The 18,468-nt window shown below is 64.6% G+C and carries 17 protein-coding genes; 6 read left to right on the top strand and 11 right to left on the bottom strand.

All coding sequences use genetic code 11. The features are described from left to right. Positions 1–49: 49 nt before the first annotated feature. The 5 genes from clpB to NFX52_RS04560 form a co-directional block, all read right to left on the bottom strand. Positions 50–2,656: an ATP-dependent chaperone ClpB gene (clpB, locus tag NFX52_RS04580; RefSeq protein WP_055393293.1), complete on the bottom strand. Its 2,607-nt coding sequence runs from the start codon at positions 2,654–2,656 to the stop codon at positions 50–52. A 247-nt stretch (positions 2,657–2,903) separates the two neighbouring features. Continuing rightward, positions 2,904–3,236, bottom strand: coding sequence for a YajG family lipoprotein (locus NFX52_RS04575; protein ID WP_055393182.1), 333 nt, complete (start codon positions 3,234–3,236; stop codon positions 2,904–2,906). A 300-nt stretch (positions 3,237–3,536) separates the two neighbouring features. Continuing rightward, the gene (locus NFX52_RS04570; protein ID WP_162239728.1) at positions 3,537–6,626 is read right to left on the bottom strand and encodes an IPTL-CTERM sorting domain-containing protein; all 3,090 of its coding nucleotides are present in this window, start codon (positions 6,624–6,626) and stop codon (positions 3,537–3,539) included. A 399-nt stretch (positions 6,627–7,025) separates the two neighbouring features. After that, positions 7,026–7,505 carry a molybdenum cofactor biosynthesis protein MoaE gene (locus tag NFX52_RS04565; RefSeq protein WP_055393178.1) on the bottom strand — a complete coding sequence of 160 codons (480 nt, stop codon included), beginning with the start codon at positions 7,503–7,505 and terminating at the stop codon, positions 7,026–7,028. 48 nt (positions 7,506–7,553) lie between these two features. Beyond that, positions 7,554–7,784, bottom strand: a complete 231-nt coding sequence (locus NFX52_RS04560) for a hypothetical protein (protein WP_055393176.1) — start codon at positions 7,782–7,784, stop codon at positions 7,554–7,556. A gap of 175 nt (positions 7,785–7,959) precedes the next feature. Between NFX52_RS04560 and NFX52_RS04555 the strand changes: the two genes are divergently transcribed. The 4 genes from NFX52_RS04555 to dapA all read left to right on the top strand — a co-directional run bounded on the left by NFX52_RS04555 (position 7,960) and on the right by dapA (position 10,726). Further along, positions 7,960–8,214, top strand: coding sequence for a hypothetical protein (locus NFX52_RS04555; RefSeq protein ID WP_055393174.1), 255 nt, complete (start codon positions 7,960–7,962; stop codon positions 8,212–8,214). Positions 8,215–8,243: 29 nt separating this feature from the next. Continuing rightward, positions 8,244–9,155 (top strand): hypothetical protein, encoded by a 912-nt coding sequence (locus NFX52_RS04550; protein WP_055393172.1) that lies wholly within the window; start codon positions 8,244–8,246, stop codon positions 9,153–9,155. Positions 9,156–9,216: 61 nt separating this feature from the next. After that, positions 9,217–9,576 (top strand): hypothetical protein, encoded by a 360-nt coding sequence (locus NFX52_RS04545; protein ID WP_055393170.1) that lies wholly within the window; start codon positions 9,217–9,219, stop codon positions 9,574–9,576. 271 nt (positions 9,577–9,847) lie between these two features. Next, the gene (dapA, locus tag NFX52_RS04540; protein ID WP_207401903.1) at positions 9,848–10,726 is read left to right on the top strand and encodes a 4-hydroxy-tetrahydrodipicolinate synthase; all 879 of its coding nucleotides are present in this window, start codon (positions 9,848–9,850) and stop codon (positions 10,724–10,726) included. A 33-nt stretch (positions 10,727–10,759) separates the two neighbouring features. Here the strand turns inward: dapA and moaD are convergent, their stop codons facing one another. The 6 genes from moaD to NFX52_RS04510 all read right to left on the bottom strand — a co-directional run bounded on the left by moaD (position 10,760) and on the right by NFX52_RS04510 (position 17,059). Then, entirely contained in the window at positions 10,760–11,011 is a 252-nt protein-coding gene (gene moaD, locus NFX52_RS04535; RefSeq protein ID WP_055393166.1) for a molybdopterin converting factor subunit 1, read from the bottom strand. Further along, positions 11,008–12,261, bottom strand: a complete 1,254-nt coding sequence (locus tag NFX52_RS04530; protein ID WP_055393164.1) for a molybdopterin molybdotransferase MoeA — start codon at positions 12,259–12,261, stop codon at positions 11,008–11,010. Before NFX52_RS04530 ends, moaD begins: the two co-directional genes overlap by 4 nt. After that, on the bottom strand, positions 12,246–12,815 hold the full coding sequence (gene mobB / locus NFX52_RS04525; RefSeq protein WP_055393162.1) for a molybdopterin-guanine dinucleotide biosynthesis protein B: 570 nt from the start codon (positions 12,813–12,815) through the stop codon (positions 12,246–12,248). Before mobB ends, NFX52_RS04530 begins: the two co-directional genes overlap by 16 nt. Before the next feature lie 138 nt (positions 12,816–12,953). Further along, the gene (thrC, locus tag NFX52_RS04520) at positions 12,954–14,393 is read right to left on the bottom strand and encodes a threonine synthase (protein ID WP_055393160.1); all 1,440 of its coding nucleotides are present in this window, start codon (positions 14,391–14,393) and stop codon (positions 12,954–12,956) included. Further along, positions 14,393–15,727 carry a homoserine dehydrogenase gene (locus NFX52_RS04515; RefSeq protein WP_055393158.1) on the bottom strand — a complete coding sequence of 445 codons (1,335 nt, stop codon included), beginning with the start codon at positions 15,725–15,727 and terminating at the stop codon, positions 14,393–14,395. The genes thrC and NFX52_RS04515 overlap by 1 nt, the downstream gene beginning before the upstream one ends. A 93-nt stretch (positions 15,728–15,820) precedes the next feature. Continuing rightward, positions 15,821–17,059: a pyridoxal phosphate-dependent aminotransferase gene (locus tag NFX52_RS04510; RefSeq protein ID WP_055393156.1), complete on the bottom strand. Its 1,239-nt coding sequence runs from the start codon at positions 17,057–17,059 to the stop codon at positions 15,821–15,823. A gap of 149 nt (positions 17,060–17,208) precedes the next feature. Between NFX52_RS04510 and NFX52_RS04505 the strand changes: the two genes are divergently transcribed. Together NFX52_RS04505 and NFX52_RS04500 are read left to right on the top strand one after the other, a co-directional pair. Beyond that, positions 17,209–17,580 carry an Mth938-like domain-containing protein gene (locus tag NFX52_RS04505; protein WP_055393291.1) on the top strand — a complete coding sequence of 124 codons (372 nt, stop codon included), beginning with the start codon at positions 17,209–17,211 and terminating at the stop codon, positions 17,578–17,580. 225 nt (positions 17,581–17,805) lie between these two features. Continuing rightward, positions 17,806–18,291 (top strand): peroxiredoxin, encoded by a 486-nt coding sequence (locus NFX52_RS04500; RefSeq protein WP_055393154.1) that lies wholly within the window; start codon positions 17,806–17,808, stop codon positions 18,289–18,291. Positions 18,292–18,468: the final 177 nt, after the last annotated feature.

The following is an 18,468-nucleotide window of genomic DNA, read 5'->3' as shown; positions in this document are numbered from 1 at the left end:
CATCTGGGAAGAGGGGAAAAGGGGTTACCCCCTTCTCCCCTGGTCCCGATCAACCCTGCGGCGCGGCGCTGAACTGGAACACCCCCGGTTCCAGCACCGGGTTCACGCTCACAGCGATCACGCTCTTGGGCGGGAACTGTCCCTCCAAGAGCAGCTTGGACAGCGGGTTCTCAATGCGCTGCTGGATCGCCCGCTTGAGCGGCCGCGCACCAAACACCGGGTCGAACCCCACCTTGGCCAATTCTGCCAAGGCAGCATCGGACACCTGCAACTCCAAATCCATCTTCGCCAGCCGGGTTTGCAGCAGTTGCAGCTGGATCTTGGCGATGGATGCGATGTGCTGCGCATCGAGCGCGTGGAACACCACGGTCTCGTCGATGCGGTTCAAAAACTCGGGCCGGAAGTGGTTCTTGAGCTCGCCCCACACCGCTTCCTTGATGTCGTCCGAGTCCTGCCCCACCATGGCCTGGATCAGGTGCGAGCCGATGTTGCTCGTCATCACAATCACGGTGTTCTTGAAGTCCACCGTGCGGCCCTGTCCGTCCGTCAGACGGCCATCGTCCAGCACCTGCAGCAGCACGTTGAACACGTCGGGGTGGGCCTTTTCCACCTCGTCGAGCAGCAGCACGCTGTAGGGCTTGCGGCGCACGGCCTCGGTCAGGTAGCCACCCTCCTCGTAGCCCACGTAACCGGGCGGCGCGCCGATCAGGCGGGCCACGGAGTGTTTCTCCATGAACTCGCTCATGTCGATGCGGATCAGGTGGTCCTCGCTGTCGAACAGAAAGCCCGCCAGCGCCTTGCACAACTCGGTCTTGCCCACGCCCGTGGGGCCGAGGAACAGGAACGAGCCCGTGGGCCGGTTGGGATCGGACAGGCCCGAGCGCGAGCGGCGGATGGCGTTGGCCACCGCAGCAATCGCCTCTTGCTGGCCCACCACACGCTCGTGCAGCTTGGTTTCCATCTGCAAGAGCTTGTCCTTCTCGCCCTGCATCATCTTGGCCACGGGGATGCCCGTGGCACGGCTCACCACCTCGGCGATTTCTTCGGCACCGACTTGTGTGCGGAGCAGGCGGCGCGCGGCAGGGGCGCCGTCCTTGCCAGCCTCTTGCGCCTGCGCTTCCTTGAGCTGCTTTTCCAGCTCGGGCAGCTTGCCGTATTGCAGCTCAGCCACCTTGTTGAAGTCGCCCTTGCGGGTGAATTCTTCGATCTGGAACTTGAGCTTGTCGATGGCTTCGCGCACATGGGCGCTGCCCTGCGCCTGGGCTTTTTCGGACTGCCAGATTTCGTCGTAGTCGGCGATTTCCTTTTGCAGCTTGGAGATCTCTTCCTCAATGAGCGCAAAGCGTTTTTGCGAGGATTCGTCCTTCTCGCGGCGCACGGCTTCGCGCTCGATCTGCAGCTGGATCAGGCGGCGGTCGAGCTTGTCCATCACCTCGGGCTTGGAGTCCATCTCGATCTTGATCTTGGACGCCGCCTCGTCGATCAGGTCGATCGCCTTGTCGGGCAGGAAGCGGTCGGTGATGTAGCGGTGGCTCAGCTCGGCCGCGGCCACGATCGCCGGGTCGGTGATGTCCACGCCATGGTGCACTTCGTACTTTTCCTGCAGGCCGCGCAGGATGGCGATGGTGGCTTCCACCGTGGGCTCGCCCACCAGAATCTTTTGAAAGCGCCGCTCCAGCGCTGCGTCTTTTTCGATGTACTTGCGGTACTCGTCGAGCGTGGTGGCGCCCACGCAGTGCAGCTCGCCACGCGCCAGCGCGGGCTTGAGCATGTTGCCCGCGTCCATCGCGCCTTCGCCCTTGCCCGCGCCCACCATGGTGTGCAGCTCGTCGATGAAGACGATGGTCTGGCCTTCGTCCTTGGCCAGCTCGTTCAGCACGCTTTTGAGGCGCTCTTCAAACTCGCCGCGGAACTTGGCGCCCGCGAGCAACGCAGCCATGTCGAGCGACAGCACGCGCTTGCCCTTGAGGCTCTCGGGCACCTCCCCCGCCACAATGCGCTGGGCCAGGCCTTCGACGATGGCGGTCTTGCCCACGCCGGGCTCGCCGATGAGCACGGGGTTGTTCTTGGTGCGGCGCTGCAGCACCTGGATGGCGCGGCGGATTTCATCGTCGCGGCCGATCACGGGGTCGAGCTTGCCCATGCGGGCGCGCTCGGTCAGGTCCAAACAGTATTTGGCCAGGGCGCCGCGCTGGCCTTCGGCCTCGGCGCTGTCCATCTTCTGGCCGCCGCGCACGGCCTCAATCGCAGCCTCAAGGCTCTTGCGCGTGAGGCCGTTGTCCTTGGCGATCTTGGCGGCTTCGCCCTTGCTGTCGATCACGGCCAGCAAAAACAGCTCGCTGGCAATGAACTGGTCGCCGCGCTTGATGGCCTCTTTCTCCGTGGCCTGCAGCACACGGCCCAGCTCGGGGCCGCCTTGCACCTGGTCGTTGCCCTGTACCTGGGGCAGACGCTTGACGGCGGCTTCCGCCGCTGCCAGCAGGCCGGGCACGTTGGCGCCCGCACGCTGCAGCAGCGCCTTGGGTCCGTCGTCCTGCTTGAGCATGGCCACGAGCATGTGCACGGGCTCGATGTAGGCGTGGTCGTTGCCCAGCGCAATGCTCTGTGCATCGCTCAGGGCTTCCTGGAACTTGGTGGTGAATTTGTCGAGACGCATGTGGATGTCCTCCGAATTGCGCTGCACTTGGGGCAAATCTTCTGGAATTTCAAGACGACGCCCCAGCGCGGGCCTTGCGCCAGATCAATCATCGCCCAGGCGCCCTGATGCCTTGAACCGATTCATTTGATCACCGCCGGCTCAGACCGCCTGCGCTGAGCCCGGCAAGGGCTGCACATCCGTGGGCCCGCAAAGCAAAAAACGCAGGCGGTATTCCGCCTGCGCTTTTTTAAGGGTCCGCGAGAAATTACTTGGCCGGAACGACGATCACGGTATCGCCCTTTTTGCCATCGGCTCCCGTATCGCCCGCGGCACCGGTAGCGCCGGTGGAACCCTTGGCACCGTCATAACCGGGAGCACCCGAGGAACCGGTGGCGCCAGTGGCACCCGTTTCGCCCGCAGGGCCGGGAACGGCCACCGTGGCACCGGTCGAGCCGGTTGCGCCCGTGGCGCCAGCAGGGCCTGCCGGGCCCGGGACCACGACCACGGGGGCAGTAGCGGGAGGGGTCACAACCGTTTTCTCGCAAGCGGCAAGACCAAAAGTAACGATAAGTGCAGCGAGCAGCAGGGATTTTTTCATGGGAAGCCTTGTAGGAGATGAAGCGCACGCGATGATGAAACTGTGCGGAGAGTTTCTTTCTGGCTGCTACTGTGGCGTTCAACAGTCACTGCCAGCGGTAGCGCTAATTTATCGATGCCCCCCCTGCCGCCTTGTAGGACGGCCCGACGACTGCTTGTGGTTTCTGGCGATGCCTCACCGCAACCCAGTGAGCCGACGAAGTCCTGGTGCAGCCGAAACCTTCCATCCGCCCCATTCACAATCACTACAAAATTTATAGCTGCCAGCGCTTTACCAATAAGCGCTAGCGGCCAATTTTGCTCAAAATCTTGTTTGAGCCACCGCTCCAACAAACCGCGCAGACGTGCGTCGGCCGCCCCGCAACACCAGCAGCCCCAGCAGTGCCGCCAGCCCACCCAGGCCCCAGGTCGACAGGGTGGGGATGGCCGCCGGGCTGGGCGCCAGCAGCACGGGGACTACCGGGTCGTTGATGGTGCCGTCCTGCGCGCCAAAGCTGTTGTCGCCCCAGCCGCCGTCCGTCACATCGTAGGTCACGGTATTGCCGCTGATCTGCAGGTTCACGGGGTCGTAGTAGCGGCTGGACAAGGGGCTGTCGGGTGTGGGGCCGTACTTCTTCACCGTGAAGCCCGTGAGGTCTGGAAAGGTCACCGCCACACGCACCGTCTCACCCGGCTGGCAGTTGATGAGCCGCAGGCGGAACGCCCCGTGCGGCAAAGTGGCGCCGGGGTACGGCGCCGGTGCCGCCACCGGGCCGGTGCCCGCCAGGTCCAGCTGGCAACCCGCGCTGCCATCCACCACGCCCACGTTGACCGGCCCCGACCCGGTGTTCGTGGGTGTAGGTAGGGTTTCAAAACGCGCCTGCACAGTGCAAGCGGCCGTCACCGCTGCCGTGGTGTAGGTGCTGCCCGCCAGCGTGCCGCCGCAGCCCGTGACGGCCGCAATGCGGTAGCCCGCAGCGGGCGTGACGGTGAAGGCGCCCGTTTGGCCTTCGGCCACGTTGATGGCCCCAGCCGGATTGATACTGCCGCCCGCAGCCGCCACGGCAGTGATGGCGTGCTGGGTGGCCGTGAAAGACGCAGTGACAGTGCAGTCCTGCAGGATCAGCGCTGTGGTGTAGCTGCCTTGCACCAGCGTGCCGCCACAACCCGTCACCGAGGCAATCTGGTACCCCGGCTGGGGGGTGACGGTGAAACTGGCTTTGCCGCCCTGAGGAACCACCTGCGCACCACTCGGGGTGATGCTGCCCCCAGCCCCCGCCACGGCGGTGACGGTGCGTTCCACCGCAAAGGTGGCGCTCACATTGCAATTGGCGGTGATCGGTCCAGTGGTGTACACCGTGCCCACCAGGGAACCACCACAGCCTTGGGCTGCAGTCACCCTATAGCCCGGCGTCGTATGCAGCGCAAACGATACGCTGTCGCCCAGCAGCGCCTGCACCGGGGCCACGGGCATGAAGTAGCCCCCCGTGCGCAAAACCGGCGTGACAGTGAACTCCGGCACGTATTGATCCACCTCTGCGGTGTACTGGTTGGCCCCCACTGTGCCCCCCACACCCAGCACGCGGCCCGAGGGCAACAAGGTGAGCGCGAGGTCCGCCCGCGCGGTGCGCAGGCGCGCCACTTCGGTCCAGGTACCGGTGGATTCGTCGTACAGCAGCGAGCTTTCGTAGGGGCTGGAGACGGGCGAGTCGGGCGCTGAATCGTCGCCGCCGGTGATGAGCACACGGCCATTGCTCAGCAGCACGGAGGCATGCCGCGCACGCCGCCCAGGCAATTCGCCGGCCCAGCTCCACCCTGTCTGCGGGTCGTAGACATAGGCAATGCTCAAGGCCTGGTTGCCGTGATAGCCGCCCACCGCTAGCACCCGGCCTGAGGGCATCCGTGTCAGTGTGGCCTGTCGCATGCTGAGCAGGCCGTGCTCGCTCCAGCTGTTGGTGGCAGGATCGTAGACCTCTGCAGCCAGTGCAACATTGCCCGAGTCGCCGCCCAACACCAGCACTTTGCCGGTGCCCAGCAGCACAGCAGAATGCTGAGAGCGAAGGCGCCCGGGCGCCGCAGCGGCACTCCAGGTGTTGAGGTCCGGGTCGTAGATCTCTGCGGAACCTGCTGCAGCCCCTTCACCACCCAGCATCAGCACACGGCCATCAGCCAGGCGGGTAGCGGTGTGCCGCTCGCGGACGACGGTCATGTCGGGGGTGGGTGCCCAGGTGTCAGTGACGGGGTCATACACCTCGGCAGACTTGGAGGAAACCCCGCCTGCCACCAGCACCTTGCCCGAGGCCAGCAGCGTCACGGTGTGCCGATGGCGCCGCTCGCTCATAGCGGCAGCAGGGGCCCAGCCGTTCAGTGCAGGGTCGTACAGTTCGACGGTGTCCACGGCCCCCGCCGCACCCAAGCCCCCGACCGCCAGCACTTTTCCAGAGGGAAGCAGCACCACTTTCTGAAAGCCCCGCGCGGTAGCCTGATCCTGTGCGTCTGCCCACAGCCCCTGCGGGTAGCGGTAACGGACGGCGCTTTCCAGCGCCGATGTGGTCCCCTCGCCCCCCAACAGCAGCACCTCGCCCGTGGGAACCAATGTGGCGGTGTGATTGGCTCGGGCTTCCGGAAGGGGAGCGTCCGTTTGCCAGACCTTGGTGAGGGGATTGAAGCGTTCTGCACTGTCTGCCACCGGACTGCCGTTGGGCGTATAGCCTCCGGCCACCAGCACCTCACCCGACGGCAGCAAGCTGGCCGTGTGGCGTTCGCGCGCAAACGCCATGGGGCCCACCGAGGCCCAGGTGTTGGTGGCAGGGTCGTATAGCTCCGCAGAGTTCAGGGGCAGCATTGCAATGTCCCGCCCGCCCGCCACCAGCACCTGTCCTGATGCCAGCAGTGTCGCGGTGTGCCCGGAGCGGGCTATTGCCATGGAGCCTGCAGGCGACCAGTTGTTGGTGGCGGGGTCATACACCTCCACCGAAGTCAACGCACCATCCAGATAAGACCTTCCGCCAGCCACCAGCACCTTGCCGGAGGGCAGCAGGACGGCGGTGTGATCCTCCCTGCGGACCTGGACGGGGCCCGTCGGACTCCAGTGACCAGAAGAGCCGCCACCCTGGACAAAAACTTCGCTCTCGCCCACCTGCTGGTTGCCGCCCACGATCAACACATCTCCGGACAGCAGCCTGGTGGCTGTATGGCGCGCCCGGGGCACACTCATCGCCGGTGCTGCCACGCTCGTTCCCGCGACGGCGTCGTAAACCTCGGCAGATGCCAGCGCAGCACCCGAGAAACCACCTGCCAGAAGCACCCGGTTGCCGTAGGGCAACTGGGTGGCGGTGTGCAGCCTTCGGGGCTCCCGCATGTCGCCCAGCGTCCCCCACCAGTAGTCCATATAGGGTTGATAGCGATCCACGGTGGCTACGGCTCCAGAGCCGGAGCTCCCACCGGTCACCAGTACCGGCCCATAGTCCAGCGCGACGACTGCGTGCTCCAAAAGGGGGAGCGACAAACTGGCAGCTTCGCGCCAGGTTCCCGTCTGTGCCCAAGCAGCGCACGGCACAGCGCCCGCCAACAGCCACCATGCCAGGGCACGCTGGCTGGCCCAGCGGCAGGAGAAGAAGGCGGAAAGCGAACGTCGCGAAGCCTCGACGAGCCGCAGTGGTGCTGAAAACTGCATACCTGTAACCTGCTTCTTGCCGGGCAGGCCAATAAAACAAAGGGCGCAGTATGGACACTCAGGCGCACACCCGCCAAGTCCAAAGTTTGCATGGATCTGCGCAGGCCACCCGGGGCGGGAATGCGCAGTGGCCGCTCAGGCGGCGTTGTTCGCCACAATGCCCCAGCGCGCCAGCGCCGCGTCGTCAGACACGCGGGCATCCACCCAGCGCGCGCCCTGGGCGGTTTCTTCCTTCTTCCAGAACGGTGCCTGGGTCTTGAGGTAGTCCATCAAGAACTCGCAGGCCTGAAAACTCTGGCCCCGGTGGGCGCTGGTCACCACCACCAGCACGATCTGGTCGAGCGGCTGCAGCAGGCCCACGCGGTGGATCACGCGGGCGCCAAAAATATCGAAGCGCCGAAAGGCCTCGTCCACCATGGCTTCGATGGATTTTTCGGTCATGCCGGGGTAGTGCTCCAGCTCCATGGACGACACCTGGTCGCCCTCGTTGCGATCCCGCACGGTGCCCACAAAGCTGCACACTGCGCCGATGCCTTTGTTTTCGCGGCGCAGCGCAGCGACTTCGGTGGACAGGTCGAAGTCCTCGGTCTGGATGGAAACGCGGGGCAGGGTCATGGAAAAAAACTCTCTACGGGGCGTGTGGAAGTCAGACAAAAAGAGTCTTCAGGGCGAGCGGTGCAACCGGGGCGCGGCCAGCAGGGCACGCTCTTCTTCCACCACCTTGTTCAACTGCGCCAGTGCGGGCGACGGAGGCAACTGGGCCAGCAGGGTCTGCAGGCGCGTGACGTCACCGACGGTGGGCGCGACCTTGATCTGTGCGATGGCGGCGGGCAGGTTGCCGCCCCGGACCAGCGCCAGCACCTTGGCGGGCCATTCACTTTTGTTGCGTGCCATAGATTGGTAAAAAAGTAGGACTTGCGCACATGGGGATGCAACAGCCGCCTCGCCATGGAGTGAACTGCTTGCCGAAATCCATTTTTGCGCAAGTCATGAAAAGGTTTGTCTGTACGATTCGCCCGCACTGTACCCGCACTTGCTCGCACCACAGCCACCCCTGCACCTTAAGCCCATGGCCACACAAACGATTCAGACCGCTCACTACAAGCTCTACCCGTCCCCACGCAACACGGTCCGCAACGTGTTCGAGCACCAGGTGTTCGTGCCCCATCCCTACGCCCTCATCGACCTGGATGTGATGGAGCTGGCGGGCAAAACCACCCTGTTTGGCGCCTGCCGCCTGTCGGACATGAAAATGGGCCAGGTGGTGACCTTTGAGCTGGCGTCCGACCAGGCCAAGTTCGAGCGCCTGTTCACGCCGGACTGAATCAGCAACTCTGCACCGCAACACGCCCCATGGACCTGCAAGAATCCTTCGAGGCGCTCGACTCCCGAGCCCCGGACACCTATGCCCAGGCCGTAGAGGCCTATTGCGACGGCATTTTGCGGCTGCACTGGAACGAGCGCCTCATCAACAAGATCTTTGGCCGGGCGCTGCAGTCGCATGCGGCGGGGCGGCTGGTGGTGCAGCACTACCAATGGCAATTGCGGGGGGCACCCCGGCCCACGCTGGCACTGCTGCAGCGGCGCATGCCCGGGGGTGGGCGCACGCTGGCCACGTTCTTTGCGGTGCTGCGCCTTGCGGGCATGGTGGCGGTGGACATTGACCCCGGCGACCGCCGGGTGCGCTACCTGGTGCCCACCCCCCGGCTGCTGGACGGCCTGCGCACCTGGGTGCGGCACCACCTGCACTGCGCTGAGGCCCTGGGCGCCCTGCCCCCAGGCCATGCACAGCGGCTGGACAGCGATACGGACTACTTTACCGCCTTTCTGGCCGGGGCCGACCACATCCTGGATCGCCTGGCCGAAACCCGGGGCCGGTTTGGCGGCTGGGACTGGTTTGACCAGCGCGACGGCGGTGGCCGCATTGCCATGCTGCTGTTGCGCGAACACTGCCGAGTGCACCGCCCTGGAGAAGAAGGGTCCACGCCGTTTCCCCTGCGGGCCAGCGAGCTTGCGCAGCGCCTGGGTTTTTCGCACTCGCATGTGCGCAACCTGGTCAATGAAGCCACAGCGCAGGGCCACCTCACACAGGACGCGCCCCGGGGCCTCGTCGCGCTCACACCCCGCTTTCAGGCGGAGCTGCAAATCTGGCTGCAGCACCTGCTGGGCTGGTTTGCAGAGACAGCGGCCATGGCGCAGCACCACCTGCAAGCCCGCTCACAAGCACCCACGCACAATAAGGCCGCTGGTGTGCACAACCCCTGACTGCACCGCTCTGGCGGGCTTTTTTTACTGCCCCCGAACCGCGCCCACCACCCAACAAGCCATGTACGACGACAACCAGATCCACGTGCCGCCCTCCTTCATGGCGGTGTACACCGACACCCGAGGGCGCCTGACGGAAAAGGCGGACGGCGTGCGCGCCCGCTACGAACTGTGCGAAGACTTGGCAGGCCACCTGGTGGAGCACGCGCAGACGCTGTACCACGTGCAGGCGCCTTCCGAGACCGAGATCCTGCAGCGCATCCACGCGGGGCTGTGCACGGCCGAATCTGGCGTGGCGGTTGCCGAAGCGACATGGATCGTCACCCGGCTGGCCGAGCTGCTGGTGTGGCAATGCCCCGTGCTGGTTCCGCCGCAGCCTGAATCTGCAGCCGACGCGGCCCAGCCACCGCAGGCAGGCTGACCAACCTTGGAACACGGGGGCGCTTGGCTATACTGCGGCCCATGTCCACGCACACCCCCTTTGCCATGACCGCCGCACTTGCGGTGGCGTTGCAGTGCGTGGGCAAAACCAAAAAACCAGAGCTCATCTGACCGGAGCTGTGGTTCCGTCCGGATGAGCGACGGAACCACCTGGTAGAGAAATTTCCTTTTCTCGTTTCACTCCCCGGCATTCCGCGCGCGCTCCCTCCGGACGGTTCTTCCCCTGGTCGAACCCTGAAAGGACGCTTCGCATGTCTGCCACCGATACCGCTACCTCCCACCAGCCGCTGTTCAGCGGGCTCTGGATCGCCTTGGTCACACCGTTCAAGGACGGCGCCGTGGACCACCCGGCCCTTGCCGCCCTCACCACCCGGCTGCGTGCCGACGGCGTTGCGGGCTTCGTTGCCTGCGGCTCGACCGGTGAGGCCGCGGCCCTCGACAAAGCCGAGCAGCTGCAGGTGCTGGAGACGGTGCTCAGCGCCGCCCAGGGTTTGCCCGTGGTGATGGGCGTGTCGGGCTACCACCAGGGCCAGGTGCTGGAACAGGTGCGGGCCCTTGCGCACTACCCGGTTGCAGGCCTGCTGGTGTCCGCCCCGCACTACATCCGCCCCTCGCAGGAGGGCCTGCTGCACTGGTTCCGCACCCTGGCCGACGCCAGTGCGGTGCCCCTGCTGATTTACGACATTCCGTACCGCACGGGCGCCACGCTCACCACCGAGACGCTGCTGGCGCTGGCGGCGCATCCGCGCATAGAGGCCATCAAGGACTGTGGCGGCAACACGGCCAAGACGCAGGCCCTGATCGCCGATGGTCGACTGCAGGTGCTGACGGGTGAAGACGCGCAGATCTTCCATGCACTGGCCCTCGGCGGCGCAGGCGCCATCTCTGCCTGTGCACACTGGCAGACGCCGCGTTTTGTGGAGTTGATCGCGTTGCTGCGCTCAGGCGACCTGTCCGCAGCCCGCCCGGTGTGGCAAGCCTTGCAGCCCTGGGTGGACGCATGTTTTGCTGAACCCAACCCTGCCCCGCTCAAGGCCATGCTGGCGCATGCAGGGTGGATGCGCAGCGAACTGCGCGCGCCGATGATGCCGGCCTCGGAGGCGCTGCAGGATCGTTTGAAGGCGCTTTGAGGTGACGTGCCAGAGCGTGCGAGAGCGCCCCGGCTAACCGCCCGTCACCGGCGGGAAAAACGCCACCTCGGCCCCATCGGCCAGGGTGGCGGATTCATCGCTCAAGGTCTGGTTGAGCGCCATGCGCACGGCCCGGCCACGCGCGAGGCTGCTGGCATGGGCGCCGCCGCGTGCAATGAGCTCATCGCGCAGCGCACCCAGCGTGGTGGCAGCGGTATCGACCGCCTCGCTGCCTTGCCCAATGGCCTCGCGGATGGAGGCAAAGTAGCGCACGGTGACCGTCATGACAAAAGCTCCGAAAAGGCAATGAACCGCACCGTGTCGCCGGATGCAATCGTCTGGCCCGCCGGGTTGTCCACCACACCATCACCCCAGGCGGCCGAAGTGAGCACGCCCGAACTCTGGTTGTGAAACAGATCCAACCCACCTGCCGCGTTGTGGCGCACGCGCAGAAACTCGCGGCGTTTATCGGCCTTGGGCCAGGTGAAATCAGCGCGAGCAGCTATGGGTTGAGGAGCAACGTCCACCACACCCTGCAGCCGCAGCACAAACGGGCGCACCAGCAGCGCAAAGGTCAGAAAGCTCGACACCGGGTTGCCGGGCAGGCCCATGAAGTGGGCAGCACCACCGTCACGCGGGATCTGGCCATAGGCAAACGGCTTGCCGGGCTTCATGGCGATCTGCCACAGGTCGAGCGTGCCCAGCGACTCGACGGCGGGCTTGATGTGGTCTTCCTCGCCCACACTCACGCCGCCGCTGGTCAGGATCAGGTCGTGTGCGCTGCTGGCTTGGCGCAGGGCGTCGATGGTGGCGTCGCGCCGGTCGGGCACGATGCCAAAGTCCGTCACCTCGCAGCCCAGGCGCAGCAGCATGGCGCGCAGGAAGAAGCGGTTGCTGTTGTAAATGGCACCAGGGCGCATTTGCTCCGGCGGCACCTCGCCGGGCATGACCAGTTCATCGCCCGTGGAGAACAGCGCCACTCGGGGGCGACGGGCCACCTGCAGTTCGTGCAAGCCGATGCTGGCGGCCAGGCCCAGTTCGGCCGGGGTCAGGCGTGTGCCGGCCGACAGCACCACGGCACCCCGGGTGATGTCCTCGCCCGCGCGGCGGATCCACTGGCCCTGTGGGGGCACGGCGTTGATGCGCACCAGGCCCAGGCCGTCGCCCGTGGCGAGGGCTTCGCAGTCTTCCTGCATCAGGATGGCATCCGCCCCCTCGGGCACTGGCGCGCCGGTGAAGATGCGGGCGGCACTGCCTGGCGCGAGCAGATCACCAGCACTGCCCGCGGCAATGCGCTGTGACACCGGTAGCACCACACCCGCTTGTGCCACGTCGGCGCAGCGCACGGCGTAGCCGTCCATGGAGCTGTTGTCCTGCGGCGGCACCTGCAGGGCCGAAACACAGTTTTGCGCCAGCACGCGGCCGTCCGCGTCAAACGTGGTAACCGTCTCGGTCCCTGGCAACGGTGTGGCCTTGGCCAACAGGTCGGCCAGCGCCTCGTCGAGCGGCTTCAGGGGCTTCATTGGGGGGCGCATGGCACCAGGCCTCCGTGCAGATCCCAGTTGTAATCAAAGCGGTGTTCGTATTGGAGCAGCCAGTCCACCACCTGCGCCGGGCTGTTGAGGTCCAGCAGGGGCAACTGGGTGGGCACAGGCAGGCCCTGCGGTGCATCGGTGGCCACGGCGACCACAAAATCGTCTTCGGGGTAGCGCACAGGCTTGGCCACCTGGCCGGGTTCGGGGGCACGCCAGACCTCGATCTTGAGCAGGTCGCTGTCCTTGAAGCCCTCCACCAGCACCCAGTCCACGCCCTGGTACAGCTCGGCCAGCAGGTGGTGCACGCTGAGCGTGGCGGGCTGCTCGAACTCGCGCACCAGCATGAGGCGCTTGTCCGATGCCGCGACCACCTCGAAGGCCCCTGCCTCGCGGTGGCGGTAGGTGTCCTTGCCCGGGTGGTCGATGTCGAAACTATGGTGGGCATGTTTGACCACCGACACGCGCAACCCCCGCAGCCGCAGTTCGGGGATCAACTGCTCGACCAGCGTGGTCTTGCCACTGCCGGAAAAACCGGCAAAACCGACAACCTTCATCCACTGCTCCTTGGTTAGCTATTGTATTTATAGCTGCTAACGCTTACCAGACAAGCGCCAGGGGCATTTTTAGTTCAAACCCAGCATCCTGAGCCGCTCCCGCATCCGCAGCGACAGAGCGGCTGCGGATTGCCCACCCTAGAGGGCGGGCGTGCAATGGCGCTCGATGTATTGCTTGACCAACTGCACGTTGGCCGGCATCACCTGCACGCGCTTGGGCAGGTCTTCGATGCCCGCGAACTTGGCGGGCCGCTCGGGCGCATGGCCCAGGGCTTCGACGATGGTCTCGGCAAACTTGATGGGCAGCGCGGTCTCCAGCACGATCATGGGCACCTTGGGGTCCTGATGGTGTTCGCGCGCCACCTTCACGCCGTCGGCCGTGTGGGTGTCGATGGTGACGCCGTGGCGCTCGAAGTTGTCCTTGATGGTGGCCAGGCGGTCGGCGTGCGTGCTCTTGCCGCTTTCAAAACCGTATTTGGTGGCGGCTTCGGCAAACAGCGGTTCGGCGCTCAAGTCAAACCGGCCATAGGCGGGCAGCGCTTTGGCAAACAACGCGTTCGTGCGCTGGCCGTTGCGGCCCAGCAGGTCAAAGATGAACCGCTCGAAATTGCTGGCCTTGCTGATGTCCATCGAGGGGCTCGATGTCTCGTGCGTGTCGGCTGCGGCGCGCACGCGGTAGGCGCCGGTGCGGAAGAACTCGTCGAGCACGTCGTTCTCGTTCGTGGCCACCACCAGCTTGTCAATGGGCAGGCCCATCATGCGCGCCACATGGCCCGCACACACGTTGCCAAAGTTGCCGCTGGGCACCGTGAAGCTGACCTTCTGGTCGTTGGTCTCGGTGGCCTGGATGTAGCCTGCGAAGTAGTACACCACCTGCGCCAGCAGGCGCGCCCAGTTGATGGAGTTGACGGTACCAATCTTGTACTTGCGCTTGAAGGCCAGGTCGTTGCTGACGGCCTTGACGATGTCCTGGCAGTCGTCGAACACGCCTTCGATGGCGATGTTGTGGATGTTCTCGTCCTGCAGGCTGAACATTTGCGCCTGCTGGAACGCGCTCATTCGGCCGTGCGGGCTGGTCATGAAGACGCGCACGCCCTTTTTGCCGCGCATGGCGTACTCGGCCGCGCTGCCAGTGTCGCCGCTGGTGGCGCCCAGGATGTTGAGCTCTTCACCCCGGCGGTTCAGTTCGTATTCGAACAGGTTGCCCAGCAATTGCATCGCCATGTCCTTGAAGGCCAGCGTGGGGCCGTTGGACAGGGCTTCGAGCCACAGGCCGTCTTCGAGGTGGCGCAGGGGCACGATCTCGCCCGTGCCAAACACCTCGGCGGTGTACGTCTTGGCGCACAGGGCCTTCAGGTCAGCGGCGGGGATGTCATCGATGTAGAGCGACAGGATCTGAAACGCCAGCTCGGCGTAGCCTTGCTCGTGGTAAGCCTTGCGCAGCTTTGTCAGCATCGCGTCGCTGACCTGCGGGTAGTGCTCGGGCAGGTACAGGCCGCCATCGGGCGCCAGGCCTTCGAGCAGGATGTCGCAGAAATGCTTGCGGTCGGCGTGGCCGCGTGTGGAGATGTACAGCATCAGTTCAGTTCCTCCTTGCGGATGCGCGTGATGGGCGCCAGCACCGTGGGCAGGGCCTGCATCTGGGCGATCACGGCGTCCATGGTGCCTTCGCGGGTGTCGTGGGTCAGGATGATCAGGTCCGTTTGCGTAGATCCTTCACCACCGACTTCGTCAGCCTCACGCTGCAATACTGCGTCGATGCTCACACCGGCCTCGGCCAACAGGCCGGTGACCTTGGCCAGCACACCGGCCTGGTCGGCCACGCGCAGGCGCAGGTAGTAGCTGGTGACCACTTCGCTCATGGGCAGCACGGGCAGCGTGTCCATGGCGTCGGCCAGCGTGTTGGCCTGGAAGGCCAGGTGCGGCACGCGGTGCTCAGGGTCGGCCGTGTGCAGGCGCGCAATGTCCACCAGGTCGGCAATCACGGCGCTGGCGGTGGGCTCACTGCCCGCACCCTTGCCGTAGTACAGCGTGGTGCCCACGGCGTCGCCCTGCACCACCACGGCGTTCATGGCGCCTTCGACGTTGGCGATCAGGCGCTTGGAGGGCACGAGGCTCGGGTGCACGCGAAGCTCGATGCCCTTGTCCGCGCGCTTCGTGATGCCCAGCAGCTTGATGCGGTAGCCCAGTTGCTCGGCGTACTTGATGTCGGCCGCGCCGAGCTTGGTGATGCCTTCGACATAGGCCTTGTCAAACTGCACGGGGATGCCAAACGCAATGGCACTCATCAGCGTGACCTTGTGTGCGGCGTCCACGCCTTCGATGTCGAAGGTGGGGTCGGCCTCGGCGTAGCCCAGGCGCTGTGCTTCCCTGAGCACCACATCAAAGTCTAGCCCCTTGCTGCGCATCTCGGACAGGATGAAATTGGTGGTGCCGTTGATGATGCCGGCGATCCACTGGATGCGGTTGGCGGTGAGGCCTTCGCGCAGCGCCTTGATGATGGGGATGCCCCCCGCCACGGCCGCCTCAAAGGCCACCATCACGCCCTTGGCCGATGCAGCCGCGAAGATCTCGGTGCCGTGCACGGCCAGCAGCGCCTTGTTGGCGGTGACCACGTGCTTGCCAGCGGCGATGGCTTCGAGCACGAGCGCGCGGGCGATGCCATAGCCACCAATCAGCTCGATGACGATGTCGATGTCAGGGTTGGCAATGATGGCGCGGGCGTCATTGACGACCTGGATGTCAGCACCCACTACCGCTTTGGCGCGCTCCACGTCAAGATCGGCCACCATGGTGATCTCAATGCCACGGCCAGCGCGGCGGCTGATCTCGTCCTGGTTGCGCGCGAGCACGTTGAACACGCCGCTGCCGACGGTGCCGATGCCCAGAAGGCCTACTTGGATGGGTTTCATGGGATTTTTATCAGTCAAAATGGGCTCTGGCGCTTATCCATCAAGCGCTAGCAGCTATGAAAAAATGAGTTTCTGCACCACTCAACGTGCAAGTTACGCAGCCGCCGCCATTTGCACGCGCTTGCGGTATTGCTCCAGGAAGCGCGCCACGCGGCCGATGGCGTCGCGCAGATCGTCTTCGTGTGGCAGGAACACGATGCGGAAATGGTCCGGCGCCGCCCAGTTGAAGCCTGTGCCCTGCACCAGCATGACCTTGGTCTCCTGCAGCAGCTCCAGGAAGAACTGCTGGTCGTCCTCGATGGGATACACGGCAGGGTCGAGGCGCGGAAACATGTAGAGCGCCGCCTGGGGCTTCACGCAGGTCACGCCCGGGATGGCCGTGATCAGCTCGTACGCCAGATCACGCTGCTTGCGCAGGCGGCCGCCCTCGCCTACCAGCTCATTGATGCTCTGGTAGCCACCCAGCGCCGTCTGCACCGCCCACTGGCCGGGCACGTTGGCGCACAGGCGCATGTTCGAGAGCATGTTCAGGCCCTCGATGTAGTCCTTGGCGGGCTTCTTGTCGCCCGACACCACCATCCAGCCCGCGCGGTAGCCACATGAGCGGTAGCTCTTGGACAGCGAATTGAAGGTGAGTGTGAGCACATCCTCGCTCAGCGAGCCAATAGCCGTGTGTTTGGCGCCGTCGTAAAGCACCTTGTCATACACCTCGTCGGCAAAGATGACCAGGCTATGCTCGCGTGCAATGGCGACGATGCCCTTGAGCAATTCGTCCGAATACAGCGCGCCGGTCGGGTTGTTGGGGTTGATGACCACGATGCCCTTGGTACGGGGCGTGATCTTGGCGCGGATATCCTGAAGGTTGGGCATCCAGCCATTGGCTTCGTCGCACACGTAGTGCACGGGGGTGCCACCCGACAGGCTGGCGGCGGCGGTCCACAGGGGGTAGTCGGGCGAGGGCAGCAGCAGCTCGTCGCCGTTGTCCAGCAGCGCATTGGTGGCCATCACGATCAGCTCGCTGGCGCCATTGCCCAAGTAGATGTCGTCCAGCATCACACCCTTGATGCCCTGTTTTTGGGTCTCGTGCATGACGGCCTTGCGCGCCGCAAAGATACCCTTGCTGTCCGAGTAACCCGCCGAATTGGGCAGGTTGCGGATCATGTCCAGCTGAATCTCTTCCGGCGCATCAAAACCGAACACCGCCAGGTTGCCGATGTTGAGCTTGATGATCTTGTGGCCGTCTTCCTCCATCTGCTTGGCCGCGTCCATGATGGGCCCCCGGATGTCATAGCAGACGTTGGCGAGCTTGGCGGATTTTTGGACGGTTTTCATGCGCTGACGGTGGTGCAGTGGGGTCAGGTGGCGGCCAGAGCGGCTGGCACCTTGGCGAAACCTATAATTTGACCACAGATCACAAGCGCGCCCAGGCCCTGCGCCGGGCCTACCCGCAGCGCCACCGCCTGCAACCGACGCCAACACCCATGAAATTCCAGCCCGACCGCTCGAACGCACAAACCATCAGCGGCTACGGCCCCGGCTGGATCGGCGTGGATGCCGAGAAGATCACGCACAGCGTCATCATCGGCTCGTCGGGGCTGCGCCAGGCCTGGCCCTGCACGCGCTTTGAAGACCTGACCCCCGAACATTTCGCGCAATTGGCAGCCCTGGAGACAGAGCTCGTCATTTTTGGCAGCGGCACACGCAACCGGTTCCCGCCACCGGCGTGGCTGGCGCCGCTCATCGCCCGCCGGTTGGGGCTGGAAACCATGGACACCCCTGCCGCCTGCCGCACGTACAACATCCTGGCCAGTGAAGGGCGCAACGTGGTGGCAGCACTGATTCTGGAAGCCTGAGCTGCAGGCCCGCAACCGCCGCGGCAAGCTGCAAATCCGGCGCTTGCACCTATGCAAGGCCTTGCCTAAATGCCCGCCACTGCGGGCCGGACACACTGTCTTACATTTGGCCGAAGAGTGAATTCGGGGTAAAATCGCCGGTTGCGGTCGGGGGCACCACCAAGAGCAATAACACACTAGCTCCCCCGGCTTACCAACGACTACATCCTGAGAGATTGAAGTGATATGGCGATCGTTGTCAACAAACCCCTCCCTGAATTTGAAGCCAACGCTACCGGTGGACTCAAGGTCTCCAACACCTCCCACCTTGGCCAAATTCTGGTTCTCTACTTCTATCCCAAGGACAACACGCCTGGCTGCACCACGGAGGCCATGCAGTTTCGCGACAAGTACAAGGACTTCGTGAAGGCAGGCGCTGCCGTTTTCGGCGTGTCCCGCGACAACATGAAGTCGCACGACGAATTCAAGGAAAAGCTGGAACTGCCCTTCGAACTCATCGCCGACACCGAAGAAAAGATGTGCCACATGTTCGGCGTGGTCAAGAACAAGATCATGTACGGCAAGAAGGTCAAGGGCATTGAGCGCAGCACCTTCCTGATCGGCCCCGATGGCCTGCTGGTGCAAGAGTGGCGCGGCCTCAAGGTTCCCGGCCACGTGGACGAGGTCCTGAAAGCCGTCAAATCCATCAAGGCCCTGAAAAAGGCCGCCTGATCTGCACATTGGGGCATCGGCGCGACACCCCGCTTGTTTTGCCCAGGCAAGACATCCGGAGTAGGCATAATGGTTTTATGCCCCTGGTTATCGCAACGTTTGCCCTCCTCCAAAAAGCCGCCTTGGCCTCCAGGCGGCTTTTTGCTTTCTGACCCACCCGTTACCCCTTTACCGACC

The sequence above is a fragment of the Acidovorax facilis genome (genome assembly GCF_023913775.1).
GTDB classification, from domain to species: Bacteria; Pseudomonadota; Gammaproteobacteria; order Burkholderiales; family Burkholderiaceae_C; genus Acidovorax; species Acidovorax facilis.
This window is presented reverse-complemented; position numbering and strand designations above follow the sequence as displayed.